Origin of the sequence: Solihabitans fulvus (genome assembly GCF_008386585.1) — a bacterium.
GTDB lineage: Bacteria > Actinomycetota > Actinomycetes > Mycobacteriales > Pseudonocardiaceae > Solihabitans > Solihabitans fulvus.
Window position 1 is genome coordinate 72,597 of sequence record NZ_VUOB01000061.1, and the last position, 23,077, is coordinate 95,673.

Below are 23,077 nucleotides of genomic sequence, written 5' to 3' on the forward strand. Positions count from 1 at the left end.
GACCGTGTGAGATGGGCGGCCGCGGATCATGGCGCGAGAGTCGACCCGGACGGACGATGTCGATCATCACCCAGTTGTGGGACTCCCTGTCCTCACTCGTGCGGGACACGCCACGGGCGGTGGTGGTCGGCGCGGGCCTTGTCGCGCTGTTGGTCGTCCTCAGCCGGGGCCCGTGGCGGCTGGCCAGGAACGCGATCACCATCGCGCACGAGGGCGGCCACGCCCTGGTCGCCCTGCTCACCGGTCGCCGGTTGGCCGGCGTCAAGCTGCACTCCGACACCTCCGGGGTCACCGTCTCGGCCGGCCGCTCGCACGGCCCCGGCATGGTTTTCACCGCGCTCGCCGGCTACGTGACGCCGTCGCTGCTCGGCCTCGGCGCGGCGGCGCTGGTCTCCGCAGGGCACGTGCGGGTGTTGCTGTGGATCAGCATCGCCCTGCTGCTCGCCATGCTGGTGATGATCCGCAACGTCTTCGGCGTGGTGTCCGTGGTGGTGACCGGCGGGGCGCTGTTCGCGGTGTCCTGGTTCACCACCTACGAGGTGCAGGCCGCGTTCGCGAACCTGGTGTGCTGGTTCCTGTTGTTCGGCGGCGTCCGGCCCATCAGCGAGCTTCAGCGCAAGCGCCGCCGGGGCAGGGCGCGCGACTCCGACGCCGACCAGCTGGCCAGGCTGACCCGCGTGTCGGGCACGGCGTGGGTCGCCCTGTTCGCACTGGTCGCCGTCGCCTCGCTAGTACTGGGTGGGCGACTCCTGCTGACCAGCGCCTGACCCCGGCGCCGCGATGGCGTTCGCAGCCGTGGCATCGGCGGCCTTCTGGAGTTCGAGGAGCGCGGCCGCCGGATCGCGGAACAGCGCGGGATTGCGTTCCCAGTGCGCCAGTTCGAGCTGGGACAGGTTCCGGACGAACAGGTCGTCGCCGATCTTCACCAGCAGCAGCGAGCCGATCTGGATCAGCGCCCGCTGCTGGCCGCCGAGCGAGGTGACCAGCTTCGACACCGCCTCGCCCTGCGCGGCGTCGATCTTGGCCTGCGGCGCGTGCAGCACCTGGAGTTCCAGCGCCCTGGTGAGCTTCGCCAGCTGGTCCTCCATCGTGGGCAGCGTGCCGGACCTGCGCAGCCGCACCAGGAACTCGCGGAACCAGGACCCCTCCACGGCGGGGAAGGCGAAGACGATGTCCATCCCGAACGCGTGGACGACCTCGCCGAGCGCGTCCTGCACGGCCGCATTGTCGGCCGCGTCGTCGAGGTAGATCCTGGCGGGAGGCCAGTGCCAGCCGACCTCCCCGGACTCCGGTGGCTCGATCGAGCCGCTCACCAGGCCGAGCCCCGTGGTGAGGTTCGGGGCGATCGCGAACACCTTGGTGAGGCCGGTGATCCGGAAGATCTTGAGCAGCCGTTCCTGCGAACAGACCAAGGCCAGCTCGCCGTGCCTTGACCGAATCCGCTTGAACACGCCGACCAGCACGCCGAGTCCAGTGCTGTCCAGGAAGTCCAGCCCGTCCAGGTCGATGATCAGCCGCACGCGACCGTCGTTGATGAGGTTGATCATGTACTCGCGCATCCTCGGCGCGGTGAGGACGTCCAGCTCGCCGTTGGCCTCGACGATGGTGACGCCGCCCGCGACGGTGACCGAGTTCAGCTCAAGGTCCATGATCCCGCCTCCGATCCTGATCGGCGGGCGTCGCGGTGGACGCCCGCCGACCGTTCAGCGTGCCGGATCGGATCGTGTCGTGGAAGCCGGGTCAGCCAAGTCGCCCAACCGGAGCAGTCGTTCTGGGTAGATGGTCCGGTCGCACCGCCGGTGCACTGTGCACGCCGGGTTCCGGCCGCACCGCGGCGGCCCCGCCGACCACCGGCAGCGACGCGCTCGTGCCGCCGAGCCCGAGCGTGATCGTCGGCGGGTGCGACGGCGCGGTGATCTCGCCGCCGTCCGTGCCGGCCAGCACCAGCGCGAGATGGTGGCCCTGCGGCACCACGTGGTCCACTGTGGACAGTCGGAAGGTCATCGTGTAGGCGCGGCCGGGTGTGAGGGTCCTGCCCGAGGCGAGCGAGGCGTAGTGGCCGAGATCGGCCCAGCCACGGGAGAACACCTCGAGGTCCACGTCGGTGGTCGCGGTCTGGGTGTCGTAGTAGCAGGAGCTGTCGCCCGGCCGGTCCGCGCCCCAGCAGGACTTCGTGCTGAGGGTGTTGATGCCCTCGCCGTTGCCGAGGTAGTCCCGGATGGTGGTCGGGCCGTAGTCGACCAGCACGGCGGACAGTCGCGCCGCGCTCGTGGACGGGGTGGCCGTGACGGTCACCGTCCCGGTACCGGACAGCCGCAGGTCGGCCGCGAGCGGGCCGGTGTCGTAGAGCAGCCTGGCGGAGGAGGCGCTGTCCGGCTGCGCGGCCCAGTCCTGCTCGCCGAGCTGCGGATCGTCGGTGAAGGTCGCGGTCGACCCCGAGGGCGGCGTCGCCGTGCCGAGCTGGCCGAGGCCGGGTGTCTGGCCGTTCACGGGCCGCAGCACGGTGTTCGCGGTGCCGCTCGGCGGCCAGACCGGGTCGGTCGTCCAGGCGTCGGGATGCCGCTCGACGTCCACCATCGGCTCGCGGTCGATGCCGTTGTCCATGCCGAGCAGGGTGTGGTCGAACCACCGGTGCAGGGTGTCCACCCACTGCGCGCGCCGGTAGTCGAACGGGTCGACGTGCCCGGTCTGGGACAGCCACAGCTTGCGCGGCACGTTGTGCGCGGCCAACGCGTCCCACCACTGACCGAGGTTGATGGTCTTCACGTTGAGATCGCCGAGGCCGTGCACCGCGAACACGCTGGCGCGTACCTTGCCGGCGGAGAGCACGTAGTCGCGTTCGGTCCACAGCGAGGTGAAGTCGCCGTTGGGGGCGGCGCCGGACACCAGCCTGCGGTGCACGGCGGCGCAGCGGGACGACGCGGCGCTCGACTCCACCGTGCGGGCGAGGCCGTCCGGGTTCGAGCCGAAGGACGCGCCGTCCGAGCGGTAGTAGTCGTACCAGGAGCTGATGGCGGAGATCGGCACGATGGTCCGCAGCCCGGCGACGCCGGTCGCGGCGACCCCGTCGGCGATGGTGCCGTCGTAGGACTTGCCGATCATGCCGACCGAGCCGTTGGTCCAGTCGGGGCGTACTGCGCTGCCCCCGGACGAGGCGGTGTAGCCGCCGGCGCGGCCGTTGAGCCAGTCGACCACGGCCCGCGCCGAGGCGATGTCCGACCGTCCGCCGACGTCGACGCAGCCCTGGGACTTGTTGGTGCCGGTGAGATCCACGAGCACCACGGCGTAGCCGCGCGGCACGAAGTAGTTGTCGTAGTAGAGCGGGAAACCGACCGGACGACCCTGTGCGTCGTAGGTCTTGACCTGGCTCTCGTTGCCGCGCCCGCAGCAGGAGTAGTAGGGGCTCGCGTCCATGATCACCGGGATCTTCTGGCCGGCCTGCGCCGGTTCCCTCGGCCGGATGATGTCCGCGGCCACCCGGTCGGTGTGGCCGTCGCCGTCACCGTCGATGCCGGTGTCCACCCAGACGGTCTCGCGGATCGCGTTGGTGAACGAGTAGATCGGTTGGCTGCCGCCGTCGCGAACGGTCGAGGCGGGGACGGCCGCCTGCGCGAAACCGGGGGCGGACAACAGCACACAGCCCACCACGGTCAGCAACACGGTCAGCGCACGTGACTTTGCAGGGTTCACAGCACCTCCTTGGGTCCTGTGCCGCAACGCTAGCGAGCGCGGCTCGCGGCCTGGCAGAGCCGATCGTCGGTCGTTGTCGCTGGTGACGCGGCGGGGGAACACAATCCGCCATCCCGGGGGCTTTTTCCGTTGTGTGGGAACGGTTCGGTTCACGCGGCCGCCGACCTGTCGAACGCATAGACTTCGAACCATGGCTGACATCAACTTCTATTTCGACCCCACCTGCCCTTTCGCGTGGATGACGAGCAAGTGGGTCCGAATCGTGCAGTCCAAGCGTGACTACTCGGTTGACTGGCGGTTCATCTCGTTGCGGCAGCTCAATGCGCACATCGACTACGCCACGCACTTCCCGCCGGAGTACGAGGCCAGCCACACGGCCGGGTTGCGGATGCTGCGGGTCGCCGCCCGCACCCGCGCCGAGCACGGCGGCGCCGCCGTCGCGACCCTCTACGCCACCATGGGCGACCACGCCTTCGAGCGCGGGCTCGTGCCCGACGAGGCGGCCAGCGTCGGCCGAAGGGGCACGCCGGACTTCGTCCTGCCGGTGCTCGCCGACGCCGGCCTGCCGGCCTCGTTGGCCGACGCGCTGGAGGACAGCTCCCTCGACGCGGTGATCCAGGCCGAGACCGACGAGGCGCTGTCCCTGACCGGGAAGGACGTCGGCACCCCGATCCTGCACTTCGAGCCGCCGGCCGGGGTCGCCTTCTTCGGCCCGGTGATCAGCAGGCTGCCCGACGAGGAGCAGGCCGTCGAGCTGTGGGACCACGTGGTGGGGCTGGCCAGGTTCCCCGGCTTCGCCGAGTTGAAGCGCAGCCTGCGTGAACTGCCGCAGCTGTCGTCGTTCGGCGTCGGCGCGGACGAGGCCGGCGCGCAGCAGGACTGGCACGGCGGCAGCCGCCGGCAGAAGAAGTAGCTTTCCCTTCGGCGCCCGTCGCACGCGCGGCGGGCATCCGGTGTGCACAATGCCGCCGAACGGTTGAACGGACCTCGGGGGCGTGTGTGTCGGAACCGGTTGTCGGCGAGAAGCGCGTCACCTGGGCGGAGTTGCTGTTCGACCTGGTGTTCGTCTTCGCCGTCACGCAGACCTCGGCGTTGCTGCACGTCGACCACTCGTGGGCCGGGGTCGGGCGCGCGCTGGTGCTGTTCGTGCCGGTTTACTGGGCGTGGGTGGGCACGAGTGTCCACGCGAACACGCACGAGGTGGACAATCCGGTCGACCGGCTGGGCATCTTCGCCGCAGGGCTCGGCGCGCTGTTCATGGCGCTGGCGATCCCGGCCGCGTACGGGGACCGGGGCGTGCTGTTCGGCGCGTCCTACCTCGGGCTGCGTGTCGTCCTCGCGGTCCTGCTGTTCCGGAATCAGCCGGTGACGCTGACTCCGTACACCGTCGCGGTCTGCGTGTCCGGGCCGCTGCTGCTGGTCGGCGGCCTGCTGCCGAACCCGGTGCGGGTGGCGGTCTGGGCGCTGGCGGCGGTCGTCGACCTGGCCACGCCGATGCTGCTGCGCACGCGGTTGCTGTCTCTGCACTTCGAGCCGGCGCACCTGCCGGAGCGGTTCGGCCTGCTGGTGATCATCGCGCTCGGCGAGTCGGTGGTCGCGATCGGCGCCCCGGCCGCCTCGTCCGCGCATCTGGGCGGGGACGTGGTGTTCGCGGTGATGGCGGCCTTCGCGCTGGTCTGCGGGCTGTGGTGGGTGTACTTCGTGTTCGCGGCCAGCGCGGTGCGGCACGCGATGGAGACCGCGGCCGTGCAGACCGACATCCTCCGGCAGGTGCTGTCCTACGGGCATCTCGCGTTCATCGCCGGCATCATCGCGGTGGCGGTGGGCATGGCCGAGGCCGTCGCGCACCCGCTCGCGCACCTCAACGGCGCCATCGCCGGCCTGCTGTTCGGCGGCTGCGCCCTGTACCTCGCCTCGTTCGGCTACACCAGGTGGCGCATGTTCCGGAAGGTGGCGTCCACCCGCCTGGCCGCCGCCGCGGTGGTGTTGGCGCTGCTGCCCGCCGCGACCCTGGTGCCCGCGCTCGCCGCGCTGGTCGTGCTGGTCGTTGTGCTCGGCACACTCAACCTGGTCGAGCACGTCCGGGTGCACCGGGCCGGCCAGATCTGAGCCGTCAGACCGGCCGGGCCGCGCGCACCACGTAGAACACCCGCTGCCCGCCCCCTGTGACCGGAGTCACGGCTCGGGTGACCGCACCGGTAAACGACGCGGTGAATGCGCGGCTATTGCCTATCCTTGGTTCACAATGGGAACGCCGCTTGTGCGAGCCTCGCTCGCTGACCTGCAAGAACGCCTGTCCACGCTGACGCTCCGCGATGAGCGCCGCCTCGGACGGCGGCTGGAGGGCACCAGAAAGGCGCGGTCCCCCGAGGCGCGCCAGGCCATCCTCGACGCGATCGCCGCCGAGATCGACACGGCAGCACAGCGGATCGAGCAGCGCCGCGCCAGCGTGCCGGCCGTCAAGTACCCGGAGTCACTGCCGGTCAGCCAGGCCAAGGACGACATCCTGGCCGCGATCCGGGACAACCAGGTGGTGATCCTGGCCGGCGAGACCGGGTCGGGCAAGACCACCCAGCTGCCCAAGATCTGCCTCGAACTTGGCCGGGGCGTGCGCGGCCTGATCGGCCACACCCAGCCGCGCAGGCTCGCGGCCCGCACGGTCGCCGAGCGCATCGCCGAGGAACTGGGCCAACAGCTCGGCTCCACCGTCGGCTACAAGGTCCGCTTCACCGACCAGGCCGGCGACAACACCCTGGTCAAGCTCATGACCGACGGCATCCTGCTCGCCGAACTCCAGCAGGACCGCATGCTCGAGCAGTACGACACGCTCATCATCGACGAGGCGCACGAGCGCAGCCTGAACATCGACTTCATCCTCGGCTACCTCAGGCAGCTCCTGCCGCGCCGCCCCGACCTCAAGGTGATCATCACCTCGGCGACCATCGACCCAGAGCGGTTCGCCAGGCACTTCGGCGACGCCCCGATCATCGAGGTCTCCGGCCGCACCTTCCCCGTCGAGGTGCGCTACCAGCCCATCGTCGACCCGGACGACCCCGACGCCGACCCGGACCGGGACCAGACGCAGGCCATCTGCGACGCCGTCGGCGAGCTGTCCGCCGAGGGGCCGGGCGACGTGCTGGTGTTCCTCAGCGGCGAGCGCGAGATCCGGGACACCGCAGAGGCGCTTGGCAAGCTGGACCTGCGCAACACCGAGATCCTGCCGCTGTACGCGCGGCTGTCCGCCGCCGAGCAGCACCGCGCGTTCCAGTCGCACACCGGTCGCAGGGTGGTGCTGGCGACCAACGTCGCGGAGACCTCGCTGACCGTCCCCGGCATCAAGTACGTGGTCGACCCCGGCACGGCGCGCGTCTCCCGCTACAGCCACCGCACCAAGGTGCAGCGGCTGCCCATCGAGGCCGTCTCGCAGGCGTCGGCCAACCAGCGCAAGGGCCGCTGCGGCCGCGTGTCCGAGGGCATCTGCATCCGGCTCTACTCGGAGGACGACTTCCTGTCCCGCCCCGAGTTCACCGATCCGGAGATCCTGCGCACCAACCTCGCTTCGGTGATCCTCCAGATGACGGCGATCGGCCTTGGCGACATCGCGGCGTTCCCGTTCATCGACCCGCCGGACAAACGCAACATCGCCGACGGCGTGAACCTGCTCCAGGAACTCGGCGCGCTCGACCCGGACCAGCCCGACGTCCGCAAGCGGCTGACCGACCAGGGCCGCAAGCTCGCGCAGCTGCCGGTGGACCCCAGGCTCGCGCGGATGGTGCTGGAGGCCGACCGCAACGGCTGCGTGCACGAGGTGATGGTCATCGCCGCTGCCCTGTCCATCCAGGACCCGAGGGAGCGGCCGGTCGAGTCGAGGCAGGCCGCCGACGAGAAGCACGCGCGGTTCGTGGACAAGGACTCCGACTTCCTCGCCTACCTGAACCTGTGGCAGTACCTCAAGGAACAGCAGCAGGAGCTGTCGTCCAACCGGTTCCGCAGGCTGTGCAGGGCTGAGTTCCTGAACTACCTGCGGGTCCGCGAATGGCAGGACATCTACAGCCAGCTCCGCCAGGTGACCAAGACCCTCGGCGTGACACTGAACAGCGCGCCGGCCGAACCGCTGCGCGTGCACATGTCCCTGCTGGCCGGGCTGCTCTCGCACGTCGGGCTCAAGGACGAGCGGAAGCAGGAGTACGTCGGCGCGCGCAACGCGCGGTTCGCCGTGTTCCCCGGCTCTGCGCTGTTCAAGAAGCCGCCGCGCTGGGTGATGGCGGCCGAACTGGTGGAGACCTCCCGGCTGTGGGGCCGCATCGCCGCCCGCATCGAGCCCGAGTGGATCGAGAAGCTGGCCGAGCACCTGGTCAAGCGCAACTACAGCGAGCCGCACTGGGAGCAGAACCGCGGCGCCGTGATGGCCAACGAGAAGGTCACGCTGTACGGGATCCCGATCGTGGTGGCCCGCAAGGTGAACTACGGCCGCGTCGAACCTGAGCTGTGCCGCGAGCTGTTCATCCGGCACGCCCTGGTGCAGGGGGAGTGGCGCACGCACCACAAGTTCTTCCACCACAACCGCGAGCTGCTCGCCGAGGTCGAGGAGCTGGAGACCAGGGCGCGGCGGCGCGACATCGTGGTTGACGACGAGACGCTGTTCGCGCTGTACGACCAGCGGGTCGGCAAGGAAGTGGTGTCCGCGCGGCACTTCGACACCTGGTGGAAGAAGACCAAGGTGAGCCAGCCGGACCTGCTCACCTTCGACCGCTCGATGCTGGTCAACGAGACGGTCGACGGGGTCAGCGTGGGCGACTTCCCCGACGAGTGGCAGCGTGAGGGCCTGCGGCTGCCGCTGACCTACCAGTTCGAGCCGGGCGCGCAGGCCGACGGCGTGACGATGCGCGTGCCGCTCGCGGTGCTGAACCAGGTGGCCGGCAACGACTTCACCTGGCAGGTGCCCGGGCTGCGCGAGGAGCTGGTGGTCGCGCTGATCAGGTCGCTGCCCAAGCCGCTGCGCCGCAACTTCGTCCCGGTGCCCGACTACGCCAGGGCCGCGCTCCAGGGCATGGCGCAGGACGAGCCGCTGCTCGACGGGCTGGAGCGCGAGCTGCGTCAGCTCGGCGGCGCGGTGGTGCCGCGCGACGCGTGGGATCTGAGCAAGGTGCCCGACCACCTGAAGATCACCTTCCAGGTGGTCGACGAGACCGACCGCACGCTGGCGCAGGACAAGGACCTCGACGCGCTCAAGGTCCGGCTCAAGGCGCAGGTGCGGGCCACCCTGTCGGCCGCGGCGGAGAGCATCGAGCGGCGCGGGCTCACGGCCTGGACCTTCGGGTCGCTGCCGCGCACCTACCAGCAGGAGGTCGCCGGCTACCAGGCGACGGCATACCCGGCGCTGGTCGACGAGGGTGCCAGCGTGGCGATCCGGATGTTCGACACGGAGATCGAGCAGCGCAGGGCGATGTGGCTTGGCACCCGCAGGCTGCTGATGCTGAACGTGCCGTCGCCGGTGAAGCTCGTCGCGCGCACGCTGGACAACACGGCGAAGCTGGTGCTGACCCGCAACCCGCACGGTGGCGTGGCAGCGCTGCTGGAGGACTGCGTGGCGTGCGCGGTGGACAAGCTGGTGGCCGACGCCGGGGGGCCGGTGTGGGAGCAGGCCGCGTTCGACCGGTTGCGCGAGTCGGTCCGGGTCGGGTTGCCCGACACGGTGTTCGACGTCGTGGCCAAGGTGCAGCGGATCCTGGCGGCCGCGCAGGACGTCGAGCGGCAGTTGGCCGGCGCGTCAGGGACCGCCCTGGCGCCCGCGGTCGCCGATGTCCGCGCGCAGTTCGCCGCCTTGGTGCACAAGGACTTCATCGCGGAGACTGGATGGCAGCGGCTGCCCGACGTCGCCCGCTACCTGCGAGCGATCGAGCGCAGGCTGGAGAAGCTGCCGGAGAACCCGCGCCGCGACCAGGACTGGATGTACCAGGTCGAGGACGTCACGCAGGCCTACCTGGAGCTCGTCGCGCAGGCGCCGGCCGGCCACGCCGACGGCGAGGAGCTGCGGCGGATCAGGTGGATGATCGAGGAGCTGCGGGTCAGCTTCTTCGCGCAGTCGCTCGGCACGCCGAAACCGGTGTCCGACAAGCGGATCTACAAGGCGATGGACGACATCGTCTTCTAGCTTGGCCGCCGGCCGGGGTTCGCCCCTTGTCGGCGCGCCCTGGTTCGCGGCGCCGGGTTGGTGTCGGTGCCGCGAACCGGAAACGCTGTGTGCACGGGGTTTTCTAGATCCGGCCGCCGTGCGCGATGGTCATGAAGGCCGGCTGGTGTCGCGTGGGCTGCCCGGCGCGGAGCTGGTCGTTGTGCTCGACGGGGGCGGACCGCCGCGTCGGCCGGGCGGACAGCAGCGCGCGAAGCGCCGAGGTGCGGCGGGTGGCTGCGAAGGTGAAGAAGGTCATGGCGAGACTCCTTGCGGGGCGTGCCGAACTGCCGCCCCCGGCCTCACCTGACGATGGGAGGCACCGGTGACGGGATCGGGTCCGGCTGCTGGATCGGACGGCTGCTACTTCGGCCGGGACTCATTCCCGCCACCTCCCTTCACGTGAGCAGCGCTGACAAAGTTCAGCGTCTGGACTGCGTGCCGCCGCATTCGGCTGACACGGCCTGGCGTCAATGATGCGCCTGGCCGCACAGATTGTCAAGCGATTACGCAAGCATTGAAGCGGCGTCGCGGCGCTCGGGTGACCTCCCCGCGCGGATCCGTTGGCAGGGCGGGCATCCCGGGCGGCCGTCGCCTGTCACACGTTCGGTTGACAACCAAAGTTGGCGGGGTGTCTACTGCTCACCGCTGACACCTCGTTCGGTGAGGCTTCTGCACGGATACAGGCCACTGATCTTACGACGTCGAGAGACGCCCAGGGTCAGGACAGGTCTCCCCGGCCTAAGGGGTGACCCAAAGTGGCTTCCCGCAAGGGATACGACGTGCAGTGCCGAAGCTCTGACGTGGAGGTGTCGGTCACACCGAACCATCCACTGTGGACCGAAAGCGTAGAAATCCCTTCAACCACGGCATGAACACGCCGTGGTGTGTTTGCTGCGCCCGGCAACCCGTGTCGTGTGCCGGGTCCCTCGAAAGGGAAAGACCAATGAGCTTCAGGACCAATCGCGCCGCCCCGACCAACGCGAGCTCGGCGGCGCTGGACACGGCGCACGTCGGCGACATCGTCGGCGCCCTCGGCACGATCAGGCAGCACGACACCGGTTCCCGGCGCACGTTCTGGCAACGGCTGCGCACCCTGCTGGTCATCATGGGGCCCGGCCTCGTGGTGATGGTCGGCGACAACGACGCCGGCGGCGTGGCCACCTACACCCAGGCCGGCCAGAACTACGGCATGGGCCTGGTCTGGACCCTGGCGCTGCTGATCCCCGTGCTCTACGTGAACCAGGAGATGGTCGTCCGGCTCGGCGCGGTGTCCGGCGTCGGCCACGCGCGGCTGATCTTCCAGCGGTTCGGCCGATTCTGGGGCGCGTTCAGCGTCGCGGACCTGTTCGTCGTGAACGCGTTGACGATCGTCACCGAGTTCATCGGCGTCTCGATGGCGCTGGAGTTCCTCGGCCTGTCCAAGTACGTCGCCGTCCCGCTGGCCGCCGTGCTGCTGTTCGGCATGGTCGCGATGGGCTCGTTCCGTCGCTGGGAACGCTTCCTGTTCGTGTTGATCTCGCTGAACATCCTCGTCATCCCGATGGCGCTGCTGGCCGGTCCCAAGGCGGGCGAGATCGCGAAGGGCTTCGTGCCCAGCTTCCCCGGCGGCCTGAACTCCACGCTGTTGCTGCTGATCGTCGCCATCGTCGGCACGACCGTCGCGCCGTGGCAGCTGTTCTTCCAGCAGTCCAACGTGGTCGACAAGCGGATCACCCCGCGCTGGATCCGCTACGAGCGGGTCGACCTGTGGCTCGGCATCGGCATCGTGATGATCGGCGCGGTCTGCCTGATGGCCGCCGCCGCGTTCGGCCTCGCGCCCGACCTGCTCGGCAACTTCACCGACAACGCCGGTGTGGCGACGGGACTCGAGCAGCACTCGGGCCGCGCGGTCGGGGTGATCTTCGCGATCATCCTGCTGGACGCCTCGCTGATCGGCGCGAACGCGGTCGGCCTCGCCACCACCTACACCCTCGGCGATGTGTTCAAGAAGCGGCACTCGCTGCACTGGAAGGTCCGGCAGGCGCCGATGTTCTACGTCGGCTACGCGTTGTTGCTTGGCGTCGCGGCGTCCATCGTGCTGATCCCCGGCGCGCCGCTCGGCCTGATCACCCAGGGCGTGCAGGCGCTCGCCGGCGTGCTGCTGCCCTCGGCCACGGTGTTCCTCGTGTTGCTGTGCAACGACAGGGCCGTCCTCGGGCCGTGGGTCAACAGCGTCAGGCAGAACGTCGTGGCAGGCGTGATCGTGTGGTCGCTGGTGCTGCTGTCGCTGGCGCTGACCGCGGCGACCTTCTTCCCCGACCTGGACATCTCCGCGCTGAAGATCGGCTTCGGCGTCGGCGCGGCGATCGGCGTGCTCGGTGGCGTCGCGGTCTGGCTGCTGCGGCGCGCCGCGGTGCGGAGGGAGACGGCCGCGACCGCGCGTGCGCTTGGCGGGCTGGACCCCGAGGAGGTCGAGGACCTGGCGGAGGACGCCGTGGAGGCGTTGTCCCGCAAGGAGCGCAGGGCGCTGCTGTGGCAGGACAGGATGGCGTGGCGCACCCCGGCGCTGGACACGCTGGACCGTCCGGCGTTCTCGCCGCTGCGCAAGGCCGGGCTGCTGACGCTGCGCGGCTACCTGGTGATCGCCGTGGTGCTGGTCGCGGTGAAGGTCACCCAGCTGGCGCTTGCCGTCAACTGACTCGACATCAGCCGCCGCCCCGGCCGCCGTGTGCGGCCGGGACGCGCCGTCATCGCGCCGTCCCCGACCTGGTGTGCAGCGACCGATAGGCCGATGGGGCCACGTCGTAGTGGTCGAGGAATGCCTGGCGCAGCGTCTCGCCGGTGGTGAACCCGCAGCGGCGGGCCACCGCGCCGAGCGGCAGCCTCGTCGACACCAGCAGGTGCGCGGCGGCCTCGACCCGGCTGGACCGCACGTAGCGGGCCGGGGTGGTGCCGACGTGCGCGTCGAACAGCCTGGTCAGGTGGCGGGTGCTGACGCCGGCCCGCGCGGCGAGCGCGACCGTGCCGAGGTCGCCGTCCAGGTTGCTGTTGATGTGGTTGGCCAGCGCGCGCACGAGGTGGTGCTCCGGTGTCGGTCCCGCGATGAACATGCTGACCTGGGCCTGGTTTCCCGGCCGGTGCAGGTAGGTGACCAGCACCCTGGCCACGTTTCTGGCCAGGTCGGGCCCGTGGTCGTCCTCGATCAGCGCGAGGGTCAGGTCGAGCGCGCTGGTGACCCCCGCCGAGGTGTAGACGTCCCCGTCGCGGATGTACAGCGGCGACGGGTCGACGGTGACGCGCGGGTAGGTCCTGGCGAACTGGTCGGCGACCATCCAGTGCGTGGTGGCCCGCCTCCCGTCCAGCAGTCCGGTGGCGGCGAGCACCGTCGCGCCGCTGCACACCGACGCGACCCGCCGGCTTTCCCTTGCCAGGCGCCGGATGTGCGCGACGAGGGAAGCGTTGGCCGCCGCGGCCTCGTGGCCCATCCCGCCTGCGACGATCAGCGTGTCGATCGGGCCGGCGAGCCGTTCGAGCGAGGCCTGCGCGGCGAGGGTCAGCCCGGACACGCAGCGCACCGGCCGCTGCCCGAGGGAGGCGAGGCACAGGTCGTAGGCGGGCCGCGCGCCGTAGCGGTTCGCGGCGTCCATCGCGTCGGTCGGGCAGGCGATGTCGAGGAGTTCAGCGTCCTCGTACCCGACGATCACGACGCGTCGCGGTGTCTGCTGCACGCTCCGCACGATAGTCCGGCAGACCGTGATCACAGGATTTCGGACCTGCCTGGCCGTTCTCGTTGTCCGGCGGGGGACCGGGCCGCGACGGTGGTCCGCGTACCCACACCACCAAGGACGGGAGCAGTTTCGTGACCAGCGTCACCGACGAGACCAGGACCCTCGCGCTCGTGCTCTACCCGGGCGCGACCGCGCTCGACCTGATCGGCCCGCTCCAGGTGCTCGCCGCCCTCGACCAGTTCGGGCTCGGCTTCCGCACGGTCGTCGTCGCCGAGCACACCAGCCCGATGGCCACCGACACCCCGGCCGGCCTCACCGCCAGCCACACCTTCGCCGAAGTCCCCGAGCCGCACCTGGTTCTGGTGCCCGGCGGTGTGGCCGGCACGTACCGGGCGATGGCCGATCCGGTGCTGCTGGACTACCTGCGCGTGGCCGCGCGCACCGCGCGGTTCGTCACCTCGGTGTGCACCGGCTCGCTGGTGCTCGCCGCCGCCGGGCTGCTGGAGGGGCGCCGCGCCACCACCCACTGGACCCAGCGCGACCTGCTGGCGAAGTTCGGCGCGACCCCCGTCGCGGAGCGCTGGGTGGATGACGGGCAGATCATCACCGCGGCGGGCGTCTCGGCCGGCATCGACCTCGCGCTGCACCTGGTGGAGCGCCTGGCGGGAGCGAAGATCGCCAGGCAGGTCCAGCTGTTCGTCGAGTACGACCCGCAGCCGCCGCACGGCCCGCTGGACTGGTCCGCCGTGGACATCCCGTCCTACCGGCCGATGGTCGCCGGGTGGATCGGCGAGGCCCTGGCCGACCACCCCGAGCTGCGGGACCGGCTGCTCGCCTGAGCGGTCAGGGCCGCGGGGCCAGGGCGTAGGAGAACCGCCGGATCCTCGGCACCCAGGTCTGGAGGTCCGTCACGGTCGTCATGGTCACGCGTTCGGACGCGCGCACCAGCCCTCGGTGCAGCCTGGACCACTCCGCCACGTCGCGTTCCGGCAGCGTTCCGGCGATCCCGTTGGCCCAGCCTCGGTCATGCCGTCGCGGCTCGAAGTCGGCGACGAACTCGGGCCAGGACGAGTCGCCGGATCGGTGCGCCAGGCCGCCATCGACCGCGTTCGCCGGGTCCGGGGCGCTGTCGACCGTGTGTGCGAGCAGCCGAGCGTGCGCCGTCAGCAGTCCGAGCAGGACGGCGACCGCCTCGTACTCGCCGGGGCGGCCGTCGTCGCCGAGGAACCGGGACGCCGGCGCGAGGTCCCGGGTGGCCCGCACCATCCGGTAGAGGTTGAACAGGCGTTTGGCCTTGCGCGGTGTGTCGACCAGGAGATCGAGTGCGGACAGCAGGGAAAGCTCTGGTTCGGTGAGGGGGTGCGGGGCCTCCGGCCCGCCGCCCTGTCGACGTTGGCCGGCGATCTCCGAACCGCCCTCGATGGGCAGGGACGACAGGCTTTCGATGTCGGCGCCCCGCCCCGACGGCCGGTCGGCCCCCGGCTCCGGCGGGTCCGGTGCGGCGGCCGCCTGCGGTGTCGCGGTGTCCTCGGCCATCGCGCGCAGCAGGCGGTGCAGGCTGCCGGAGTGCATGCCGGGCAGGACCACCGGGATGTTGATGATCTTCTCCAGGTAGTCCTCCGGCGTGACCCGAAGGCCATCCCCCGCTGGGTCGGAATCCGCCGAGCCGTCGTCGAGGACGTCCGCGTAGTGGCTGTGCAGCGAGCGCAGCAACCATCGGGGATCCACCCCGACGACCACGATGAACAGATCCAGCGCCAGCAACAGGTTCACCGCCTGGAGCACCTCGACGACCTGTCGGGGGCCGCACCGGTCGAGGTCGTCGACGTACAGGACGATGCGGTCGACCGCGACGCGGTGCTGGTCGCCGACCTCCGGGTTCGCCCGCCAGTCGGCCATCAGCGCGACCAGTTCCTCGAAGTCCTTGCGGATGGTCGAGACAAGGCCGAGATCACGGGTGTAGGAATCGCCTCGCGCGCGGTTGGCGAGGAACGTGTACAGCCGTCGACCCGGCATCAGCTCGGTGAGTTCCCTGCCGAGTTCGCCGATGTGGCTGGTGACCTCGGTCAGCTGGGCTTCGGTCACCAGCTGGTCGGCCTCCGCCTCGTGCAGGGCGCGCAACTTCTCGGCGATGTCCGGGGTGATCCGTGCCGCCGAGGTGCTGGCCGCGCCGACCCTGAGCTGCTCCGCGATGGCGCGCAGCGAACGGAGCGCCGACCTGGCGCGGACGAGCATGGTGAGCCCGGTCCCGGACACCAGGGCGAACAGCGCGGCCACACCCGACAGCCACTCCCTGGCCGAGGGCGCGAGCGCCACGGCGAGGACGCCGGTGAGCAGGATGACCAGCGCGGCCGCCAGCGTGGTCCGGCCGAGCCGATCGCGCGGCAGGCGGCGCAGCGCGGCAGCCTCGCCGACGACGCCGCGAATCTGTTCGGCCAGCAGGGCGCCCTGCTCGGCCTCGCTGCGGAGGCCGAGTCGGCGCCACAGCGCGTCCAGCGTGGCGGCGAACTCCGGCGACGCCCGCAACACCGTGACCAGGTCACGCGCCGAGAGCCGTTGGTGCGCCGCCGCGTCGTTCAGTTCGGCCTGTAGTTCGGCCGCCGTCGTTTTGGCCTGCTGCGTCGCGGCCTCGAACTCCTTGCGTTGGTCGAGCCGCTTGGCCAGTTCTGCGCGCAACTGGCTGCGGCGGTCCTGCGCGGTCGGATGTGGCCCGGCGAGCTGCCGGAAGATCTCGTCACCAAGGCTCGCCCAGATGTTGCTGTCGGCGTAGTGCCATGCGTTGAAGCCGATCTGCACGACGTCGGCGCAGTAGCCGGCGTTGCCGGACGTGGTCAACGCGTCGACCTGCCCCCTGAGCAGACCCATGAAGTAGCTCTTGCCCGACCCCCATTCGCCGAACACGCCCACCGACAGCGGCGTCGGAGTCCGGCTGTCCGCTATGACCGTGGCGAGCATGGACACATACGGGGCGAGGTCGAGTTGATCTCGCGCGAGCGGAATACCGGTGTTGGGGTCGACGAGGTCGCTGGACACCCCGCCGGCCAGTTCGGACGGCGGAACGGCCAACTTCGCCCTGGACCAACTCGCGTGGATCGCCGCGGCGTCCTCCTGGTCCCGGCAGACGAAGACCAACCGGCGAAGCTGGCTCCGCTCCGGCACCTCCGCGGACGCGCCGATCGCGGCGGCCACGGCGGCGTCGGCGGTTTCGGCCATCGAGAAGCCGAGGGCTCCGGTGCCGATGATCGGCATGCCGACGCTCCTGGCGCCGAGGTCGGCGGCGGATCGAACGGCGGCCGCTGTCGCGCGACCGATCGAACGGAGGTCGACGGGATCGAGATCGTCGCCGGTGGCGTGCGGCGACACGAGCACCGCCCGCAGCCGCTGGTCAGCGGACTCGTCACCAGCGGAGTCCGGGGCGAGGAGGTCGAGCAGGCGTGGGTTGTCCGCGGTGATCGAACCGTAGGGGATCGCATCCCACGCGGCCTGGGGAAACTGAGCTCTGACCGCCGATCCCAGCACGCCAAGGGTGCCGCCGACCGACAGGACGATGACGTCGATGTCGAGTCGCCACGGCTCGTCGGTCAACCCGATGCCGTACTGGATTCTGCCGATTCTGCCGAGCGCGGTGTACGCGAATTCCTCAGTGCTGTGCTCTCCGTTGTCACGCAGTGCCACCGAGGCAATCTAGCGCGGTCGCCATTTCCTCAGTGACCATTTCCTCGGCGATCAGTCGCCGAAGTCGCGATCCAGTTCCGGCGCGGGCCCAGCCGGCCCGCCGTAGAGCCCAGGGCCGGCCACCCGCAGTTCGTCCAGGAACGATCCGGACGCCTCGTAGGAGGCGGCCACCAGCTCGGCGGTGTGGCCGAAGTCCAGCGGTGTGACTGCCTGCACCGGTGGCCCCGGCAGGTACACCACGGGCACCGCGGCGGCGGCCAGGTCGGCCTCCAGCACGGCCTGGTTGCGCATGCCGAGAGTGGCCCAGAACAGCAGCGTCTCGGCGAGCGTCCTCGGCACGGTCGGCAGGTGGCCGGGGAACGTGCAGTCCAGCACCACCAGGGAACGCGCGCCCATCGCCAGCGCCTGCCGGATGGGGACGTTGGCCAGCACGCCACCGTCGTAGAGCACCCGGCCGGCCAGGTGCACCGGCGGGTAGATGCCGGGAATCGCGCTGCTGGCCAGGATCGCGGGGACGAGCGGGCCGGACCGCAGCAGCGCCGGCAGCCCGGTGTGCGCGTCGACCGCGACCGCGCCGAAGGGCAGCCGCAGCTCGGCGAAGTCGCGGGCCCCGGACAGTCCCTCGGCCAGCACCTCGGCGAGCCCGGTGTTACGGAACAGGTGGGTGCGGCCGCGCCGCAGGGTCCGCAGCTGGCTGACCGGGCCGCCGGGGAACACCCGGCTCCTGGTCATCCGCGCCCAGATCGCCGCCAGCCGCGCGGGGGCCGCGGCGGGGTCGAGCGCGAGCAGCGCGCCGTTCACCGAGCCGACCGAGGTGCCGACCACCAGGTCGGGCACGACGTCGCGTTCGGCGAGCGCGCGCAGCATGCCGACCTGGATGGCGCCGAGGCTGCCGCCCCCGCCGAGGACGAAGCCGACCGGTGCCGGCAGGGAGATCGGGCGCACCCGGGCATCGTCGCATGTGGACCGCGTCACGAACGGCCAACGCGCTGGCCGGACCGGCTCATGGGCGTGCGGGGGACGCGGTTAACATCGCGGACGAACTTGTCCCGTCGGTAGGAGAGAACGTCATGGCTCAGGCTCCTGTCAATGTCACCGTCACCGGTGCGGCCGGCCAGATCGGCTACGCGCTGCTGTTCCGCGTGGCCTCGGGCCAGCTTCTGGGGCCTGACACCCCGGTGAAGCTGCGCCTGCTGGAGATCCCGCAGGCGGTGAAGGCCGCCGAGGGCACCGCGATGGAGCTGGACGACTGCGCCTTCCCGCTGCTCAAGGGCATCGACATCACCGACGACGCCAACAAGGCGTTCGACGGCACCAACATCGCGCTGCTGGTCGGCGCCCGCCCGCGCGGCAAGGGCATGGAGCGCGGCGACCTGCTCCAGGCCAACGGCGGCATCTTCAAGCCGCAGGGTGAGGCCATCAACGCGGGCGCGGCCGACGACATCCGCGTGCTGGTGGTCGGCAACCCGGCCAACACCAACGCGCTCATCGCGCAGCAGCACGCGCCGGACGTGCCGGCCGACCGCTTCACCGCGATGACCCGGCTGGACCACAACCGCGCGATCGCCCAGGTCGCCGCGAAGCTCCAGGTTCCGGTGACCGACATCAAGAAGATCACCATCTGGGGCAACCACTCGGCCACCCAGTACCCCGACCTGTTCCACGCCGAGGTCGACGGCAAGATCGCCGCCGAGCAGGTGGACGGCGAGTGGCTGCGGGAGACCTTCATCCCGACCGTGGCCAAGCGCGGCGCGGCGATCATCGAGGCGCGCGGCGCGTCCTCGGCGGCGTCGGCGGCCAGCGCGGCCGTCGACCACGTGTACACCTGGGTCAACGGCACCCCCGAGGGCGACTGGACCTCGGCCGCCGTGGTGTCCGACGGCTCCTACGGCGTGCCGGAGGGCCTGATCTCCTCGTTCCCGGTGACCTCGCGGGGCGGCCGGTACGAGATCGTGCAGGGCCTGGAGATCGACGAGTTCTCCCGTGCGCGGATCGACGCCTCGGTCGCCGAGCTCGCCGAGGAGCGCGACACCGTGCGTCAGCTCGGCCTCATCTGATTTCTCGCGACGGCTGATTTCTCGCGACAGCACCGCGTGACGGGCACCCGGCAGACGGCCGGGTGCCCGTTCGTCGTTCCTGGTCGCGTCGGGCTGGGCCAAATCGGTGAAATGTGGTCTGTACCTTTGACTTCCCGACTGGTCTAGTCCAATCCTGCCATCGGATCCGACCGCTGGGAGGCGTCGATGGCACACCGATGGTTGCGCGCACTGGTCGCGTTCGCCGTGGCCTCGGCCACCGCCGTGACGCTGACCGGCACCGCCGACGCCGACAGCAACCTGCTCGCGAACCCCGGCTTCGAGACCGGCGACCTCACCGGCTGGTCCTGCGCGGCCGGCAGCGTGGTCAACGCCCCGGTGCACACGGGCGCGCACGCGCTGGCCGGGGCCGTCACCAGCGGCGACACCGCGCAGTGCACCCAGACGGTCGGCGTGCGGCCCAACACGAAGTACACGATCTCCGGCTGGGTGCGCGGCAGCTACGTCTACCTCGGCGCCACCGGCACCGGCGGCACGGACCCGCAGCTGTGGACCCCGGGCGCGACCGACTACCAGCAGCTCAGCGGCACCTTCACCACCGGCGCGTCGACCACAGCCGTGACCCTCTACGTGCACGGCTGGTACGCCCAGGGCGCCTACGACGCCGACGACCTAGCGCTGACCGGGCCCGGCGGGACCGTCACGGTGCCGCCGACGCCGACCGGCCTCGCCGCGACCGGCACCACCGCGTCCTCGGTGTCGCTGACCTGGGCCGCGTCCGCCGGCGCCACCGGCTACACCGTCTACCGGGGCGGCGCGAAGGCCGCGTCGGTGACCGGCACCAGCGCCACCGTGACCGGGCTCGCCGCGTCGACCGCGTACTCCTTCACCGTGTCCGCCGGCAACTCCGCAGGGGAGTCCGCGCAGAGCGCCGCCGTCTCGGTCACCACCTCCGCGACGGGCGGTGGCGGCGGTGGCGGCGGGTTCTCGCACCCCGCGTACTTCATGCCGCTGGACGGCAGCCCCCAGCAGGTCAACGACATCATCGCGGCGGGGGAGAAGGAGCTGAACCTCGCCTTCGTGCTGGACTCCGGCGGCTGCACCCCGGCCTGGGGCGGCCTCGCCAGCACGCCGGTGTCCGGCGACACCACGGTGCTCGCCGACGTGGCCGCCATCCGCGCCGCAGGCGGCGACGTGGCCGTGTCCTTCGGCGGCTACAACGGCACCGAGCTCGGCTCGACCTGTGGCAGCGCGGGGTCGCTCGCCGCCGCCTACCAGAAGGTGATCGACAAGTACGCGCTCAGGCACGTCGACTTCGACTACGAGAACGGCTCGCTGGACAGCAACACGGCGGTCCGCTTCGGCGCGATCAAGATCCTGGAGCAGAACAACCCGACGCTCTCGGTGTCGCTCACCATCCCGATGACCACCGTCGGCCTGCCGGGCAGCGGCCAGGACGAGATCAGGCAGGCCGTCGCGAACGGCGCGCGGCTGGACATCGTCAACATCATGGACTTCGACTTCGGCCTCATCGGCTCGACCCAGGTGTCCGCCGACGAGACCATCGCGAACGACGTGGTGGCCCAGTTGCAGTCGATCTACGGCTGGGACGCGCCGACCGTGTGGTCGCACCTCGGCCTCCAACTGATGAACGGCCACACCGACCAGCCGAGCGAGCTGTTCACCCAGAACGACTTCACCCAGCTGCTCGCCTTCGCGCAGCGCAACAAGGTCGGCTGGTTCTCCTACTGGGACGTCAACCGCGACCGCGCGTGCGACCCGAACACGCAGCACAACTGGGCCGACCCGGCGTGCAGCAGCGTGCCGCAGAACCCCTACGACTTCACGAAGATCCTTGTGCAGTACGGAAACTAGTCAGGGGCGGACAAGGCCGATCTGGTAGGCGAACACCACGGCCTGCACGCGGTCGCGGAGGTCGAGCTTGCCGAGCATCCTGCCGACGTGCGTCTTCACCGTCGCCTCGGACACCGACAGCCGCTCCGCGATCTCCGCGTTGGACAGCCCGCCGGCGACCTCGACCAGCACCTCCCGCTCGCGGTCGGTCAGCCGCTCCAACCTCGCGTTGGGGACGGTCGGCCGATCTCCGCGCAGGTCCGGCAGCTGGTGCGCCATCGTGTCCAGCAGCCGCCGGGTGATCCTCGGCGCCACCACCGCGTCCCCGCTGGCGACCGCGCGGATCGCCGACAGCAGGTCCTCCGGCGGGACGTTCTTGAGCAGGAAGCCCGACGCGCCGACCCGCAGTGCCGAGAACGCGTACTCGTCGACGTCGAAGGTGGTCAGGATCAGCACCCGCGACCGTTCGTGCCGCGCGACGATCTCCCTGGTCGCCTCGATCCCGTCCACGCCGGGCATCCGCACGTCCATCAGCACCAGGTCCGGGTCGAGCAGCCCGGTCTGCGCGATCGCGGCGGCCCCGTCGCCGGCCTCGCCGACCACCCGCAGGTCCGGCTGGGACTCCAGCACCAGCCGGAAACCGAGGCGCAGCAAGGGCTCGTCGTCGACGAGCAGGATCGAGATCGTCACGGGTCCACCCTGACAGACTCCGTCACGGCGTCGACGCGAAGCCGCGCCCACACCCGCCAGCCGCCCTCGCGGGTCGGTTCTGCGGCCAGCTCGCCGCCGAACATCGCGGCCCGCTCCCGCATGCCGACCAGGCCGTGCCCGCCGCCGGGACCGGCAGGCCCGCCGTGCCCGTCGTCAGTGACCTCCACCTCGACGCTCGGCTGGTCATAGCGCAGCGTGACCCGCGCCCGCGTGCAGGACCTGGCGTGCTTGAGCACGTTGGTCAGCGCCTCCTGGATCAGCCGATAGACCGCGAGGCCCGCCGTCGGCGGCAGCGGGAACGGCGTGCCGACGACGGTCCACGACGCGTCGAGGCCCGCCCCGCGCACCTGCGCCAGCAGGTCGTCGACCTGGCCGACCCCCGGCTGCGGGGCGAGCGGGCCGTCCGGGCCCGGCTCGCGCAGCACACCGAGCAGCCGGTGCATCTCGCCGAGCGCCTGCCGCCCGGTGTCGGAGACCTGGCGGGCCGCGCCCTCGGCGTCGGGGGACCCGGTGCGCGCGGCGAACGCGGCGCCGTCGGCCAGCGAGATCATCACCGACAGGTTGTGCGTGACGATGTCGTGGATCTCGCGGGCGATCCTGGCCCGCTCGTGCGCGGTGGCGATCTCCGCCTGCTGGTCGCGTTCCCGTTCGGCCCGCACCGCGCGGTCCTCCAGCGAGGCGAGGTACGCGCGCCGGTTGGCGACGTTGATGCCGAGCACCAACGCGGCGGTCACCGTGCCGGACATCAGGATGAACGCGGTCAGCGCGATGGCAGGGGCGACCCACCAGGCGACGACCACGCCGACGCCGACCTCCAGCACGCCGGCCGCGATCAGCGCCTGCCGGCGGGTGCAGCGCGACGCGACCGTGTACAGGGCGACCAGCACGGCGATGTCGGCGGCGGCGACCGGCGCGAGCGTCCACTCCTGCACGGCGGCGACCACGCACAGCGCGCCGAACACCGACAGCGGATATCGGCGGCGCAGCACCAGCGGCGCGCACAGCAGCGCGGCGAAGATCATCGGCGGCAGGGGATCCGGCGTCACGGGATGCAGCGCCCGGATCTGGTCGTGTTTGCCGACTCCCCGGCTGGCGGTCAGCAGGAACACCCCGAGGGCGAGCGCCGCGTCGGTCACCACGGGATGGCGGCCGACGCGGTCCCGCAGCCAGGACAGACCGGGCAGCTCGGCGGCCGCCCGGTCCGGCGCGAGTGGTGTCACGCGCCTCAT

Annotated in this window: 16 protein-coding genes and 1 riboswitch; of the genes, 8 read left to right on the plus strand and 8 right to left on the minus strand. The window is 71.0% G+C overall.

Going from position 1 to position 23,077, the window contains the following annotated elements; translation table 11 throughout:
* Window positions 1–56 precede the first annotated feature (56 nt).
* Window positions 57–767 (plus strand): M50 family metallopeptidase, encoded by a 711-nt coding sequence (locus F0L68_RS30225; RefSeq protein WP_149853259.1) that lies wholly within the window; start codon window positions 57–59, stop codon window positions 765–767.
* On the opposite strand, the gene F0L68_RS45535 is transcribed toward F0L68_RS30225, so the two are convergent.
* Both F0L68_RS45535 and F0L68_RS30235 read right to left on the minus strand, forming a co-directional pair.
* A complete protein-coding gene (locus F0L68_RS45535; RefSeq protein WP_188316909.1) occupies window positions 729–1,649 on the minus strand; it encodes an STAS domain-containing protein in 921 nt (306 codons plus the stop codon). The genes F0L68_RS30225 and F0L68_RS45535 overlap by 39 nt on opposite strands.
* Window positions 1,650–1,740: 91 nt before the next feature.
* Window positions 1,741–3,630, minus strand: coding sequence for a Xaa-Pro dipeptidyl-peptidase (locus F0L68_RS30235; RefSeq protein WP_223199271.1), 1,890 nt, complete (start codon window positions 3,628–3,630; stop codon window positions 1,741–1,743).
* A gap of 250 nt (window positions 3,631–3,880) precedes the next feature.
* Here F0L68_RS30235 and F0L68_RS30240 point away from each other — a divergent pair, with 250 nt between their 5' ends.
* The 3 genes from F0L68_RS30240 (at window position 3,881) to hrpA (ending at window position 9,844) form a co-directional block, all read left to right on the plus strand.
* On the plus strand, window positions 3,881–4,603 hold the full coding sequence (locus F0L68_RS30240) for a mycothiol-dependent nitroreductase Rv2466c family protein (RefSeq protein WP_149853261.1): 723 nt from the start codon (window positions 3,881–3,883) through the stop codon (window positions 4,601–4,603).
* An 86-nt stretch (window positions 4,604–4,689) separates the two neighbouring features.
* Window positions 4,690–5,799: a low temperature requirement protein A gene (locus F0L68_RS30245; protein ID WP_149853262.1), complete on the plus strand. Its 1,110-nt coding sequence runs from the start codon at window positions 4,690–4,692 to the stop codon at window positions 5,797–5,799.
* 136 nt (window positions 5,800–5,935) lie between these two features.
* Window positions 5,936–9,844, plus strand: a complete 3,909-nt coding sequence (gene hrpA / locus F0L68_RS30250; RefSeq protein WP_149853263.1) for an ATP-dependent RNA helicase HrpA — start codon at window positions 5,936–5,938, stop codon at window positions 9,842–9,844.
* 103 nt (window positions 9,845–9,947) lie between these two features.
* On the opposite strand, the gene F0L68_RS42740 is transcribed toward hrpA, so the two are convergent.
* A complete protein-coding gene (locus tag F0L68_RS42740; RefSeq protein WP_188316910.1) occupies window positions 9,948–10,121 on the minus strand; it encodes a hypothetical protein in 174 nt (57 codons plus the stop codon).
* A 389-nt stretch (window positions 10,122–10,510) separates the two neighbouring features.
* Window positions 10,511–10,678: riboswitch (M-box (ykoK) riboswitch) on the plus strand.
* A gap of 130 nt (window positions 10,679–10,808) precedes the next feature.
* On the opposite strand from F0L68_RS42740, the gene F0L68_RS30255 reads away from it, so the two are divergent.
* Window positions 10,809–12,542, plus strand: coding sequence for an NRAMP family divalent metal transporter (locus F0L68_RS30255; protein WP_149853264.1), 1,734 nt, complete (start codon window positions 10,809–10,811; stop codon window positions 12,540–12,542).
* 49 nt (window positions 12,543–12,591) lie between these two features.
* Here F0L68_RS30255 and F0L68_RS30260 read toward each other — a convergent pair whose 3' ends face one another.
* On the minus strand, window positions 12,592–13,572 hold the full coding sequence (locus F0L68_RS30260) for a GlxA family transcriptional regulator (RefSeq protein ID WP_149853265.1): 981 nt from the start codon (window positions 13,570–13,572) through the stop codon (window positions 12,592–12,594).
* Between the two features lie 131 nt (window positions 13,573–13,703).
* Here F0L68_RS30260 and F0L68_RS30265 point away from each other — a divergent pair, with 131 nt between their 5' ends.
* Window positions 13,704–14,411 carry a DJ-1/PfpI family protein gene (locus F0L68_RS30265; protein WP_223199264.1) on the plus strand — a complete coding sequence of 236 codons (708 nt, stop codon included), beginning with the start codon at window positions 13,704–13,706 and terminating at the stop codon, window positions 14,409–14,411.
* 4 nt (window positions 14,412–14,415) lie between these two features.
* Here the strand turns inward: F0L68_RS30265 and F0L68_RS30270 are convergent, their stop codons facing one another.
* Both F0L68_RS30270 and F0L68_RS30275 read right to left on the minus strand, forming a co-directional pair.
* Entirely contained in the window at window positions 14,416–17,247 is a 2,832-nt protein-coding gene (locus F0L68_RS30270) for a P-loop NTPase fold protein (RefSeq protein WP_149853266.1), read from the minus strand.
* A 51-nt stretch (window positions 17,248–17,298) separates the two neighbouring features.
* A complete protein-coding gene (locus F0L68_RS30275; protein WP_149853267.1) occupies window positions 17,299–18,192 on the minus strand; it encodes a patatin-like phospholipase family protein in 894 nt (297 codons plus the stop codon).
* 125 nt (window positions 18,193–18,317) lie between these two features.
* On the opposite strand from F0L68_RS30275, the gene F0L68_RS30280 reads away from it, so the two are divergent.
* Together F0L68_RS30280 and F0L68_RS30285 are read left to right on the plus strand one after the other, a co-directional pair.
* Window positions 18,318–19,304: a malate dehydrogenase gene (locus tag F0L68_RS30280; protein ID WP_149853268.1), complete on the plus strand. Its 987-nt coding sequence runs from the start codon at window positions 18,318–18,320 to the stop codon at window positions 19,302–19,304.
* Between the two features lie 186 nt (window positions 19,305–19,490).
* Entirely contained in the window at window positions 19,491–21,158 is a 1,668-nt protein-coding gene (locus F0L68_RS30285; protein WP_188316911.1) for a carbohydrate binding domain-containing protein, read from the plus strand.
* Here F0L68_RS30285 and F0L68_RS30290 read toward each other — a convergent pair whose 3' ends face one another.
* Together F0L68_RS30290 and F0L68_RS30295 are read right to left on the minus strand one after the other, a co-directional pair.
* The gene (locus F0L68_RS30290; RefSeq protein WP_149853269.1) at window positions 21,159–21,827 is read right to left on the minus strand and encodes a response regulator; all 669 of its coding nucleotides are present in this window, start codon (window positions 21,825–21,827) and stop codon (window positions 21,159–21,161) included.
* Complete coding sequence (locus F0L68_RS30295; RefSeq protein WP_149853270.1) at window positions 21,824–23,068, minus strand: sensor histidine kinase; 1,245 nt, start codon at window positions 23,066–23,068, stop codon at window positions 21,824–21,826. Before F0L68_RS30295 ends, F0L68_RS30290 begins: the two co-directional genes overlap by 4 nt.
* Window positions 23,069–23,077: the final 9 nt, after the last annotated feature.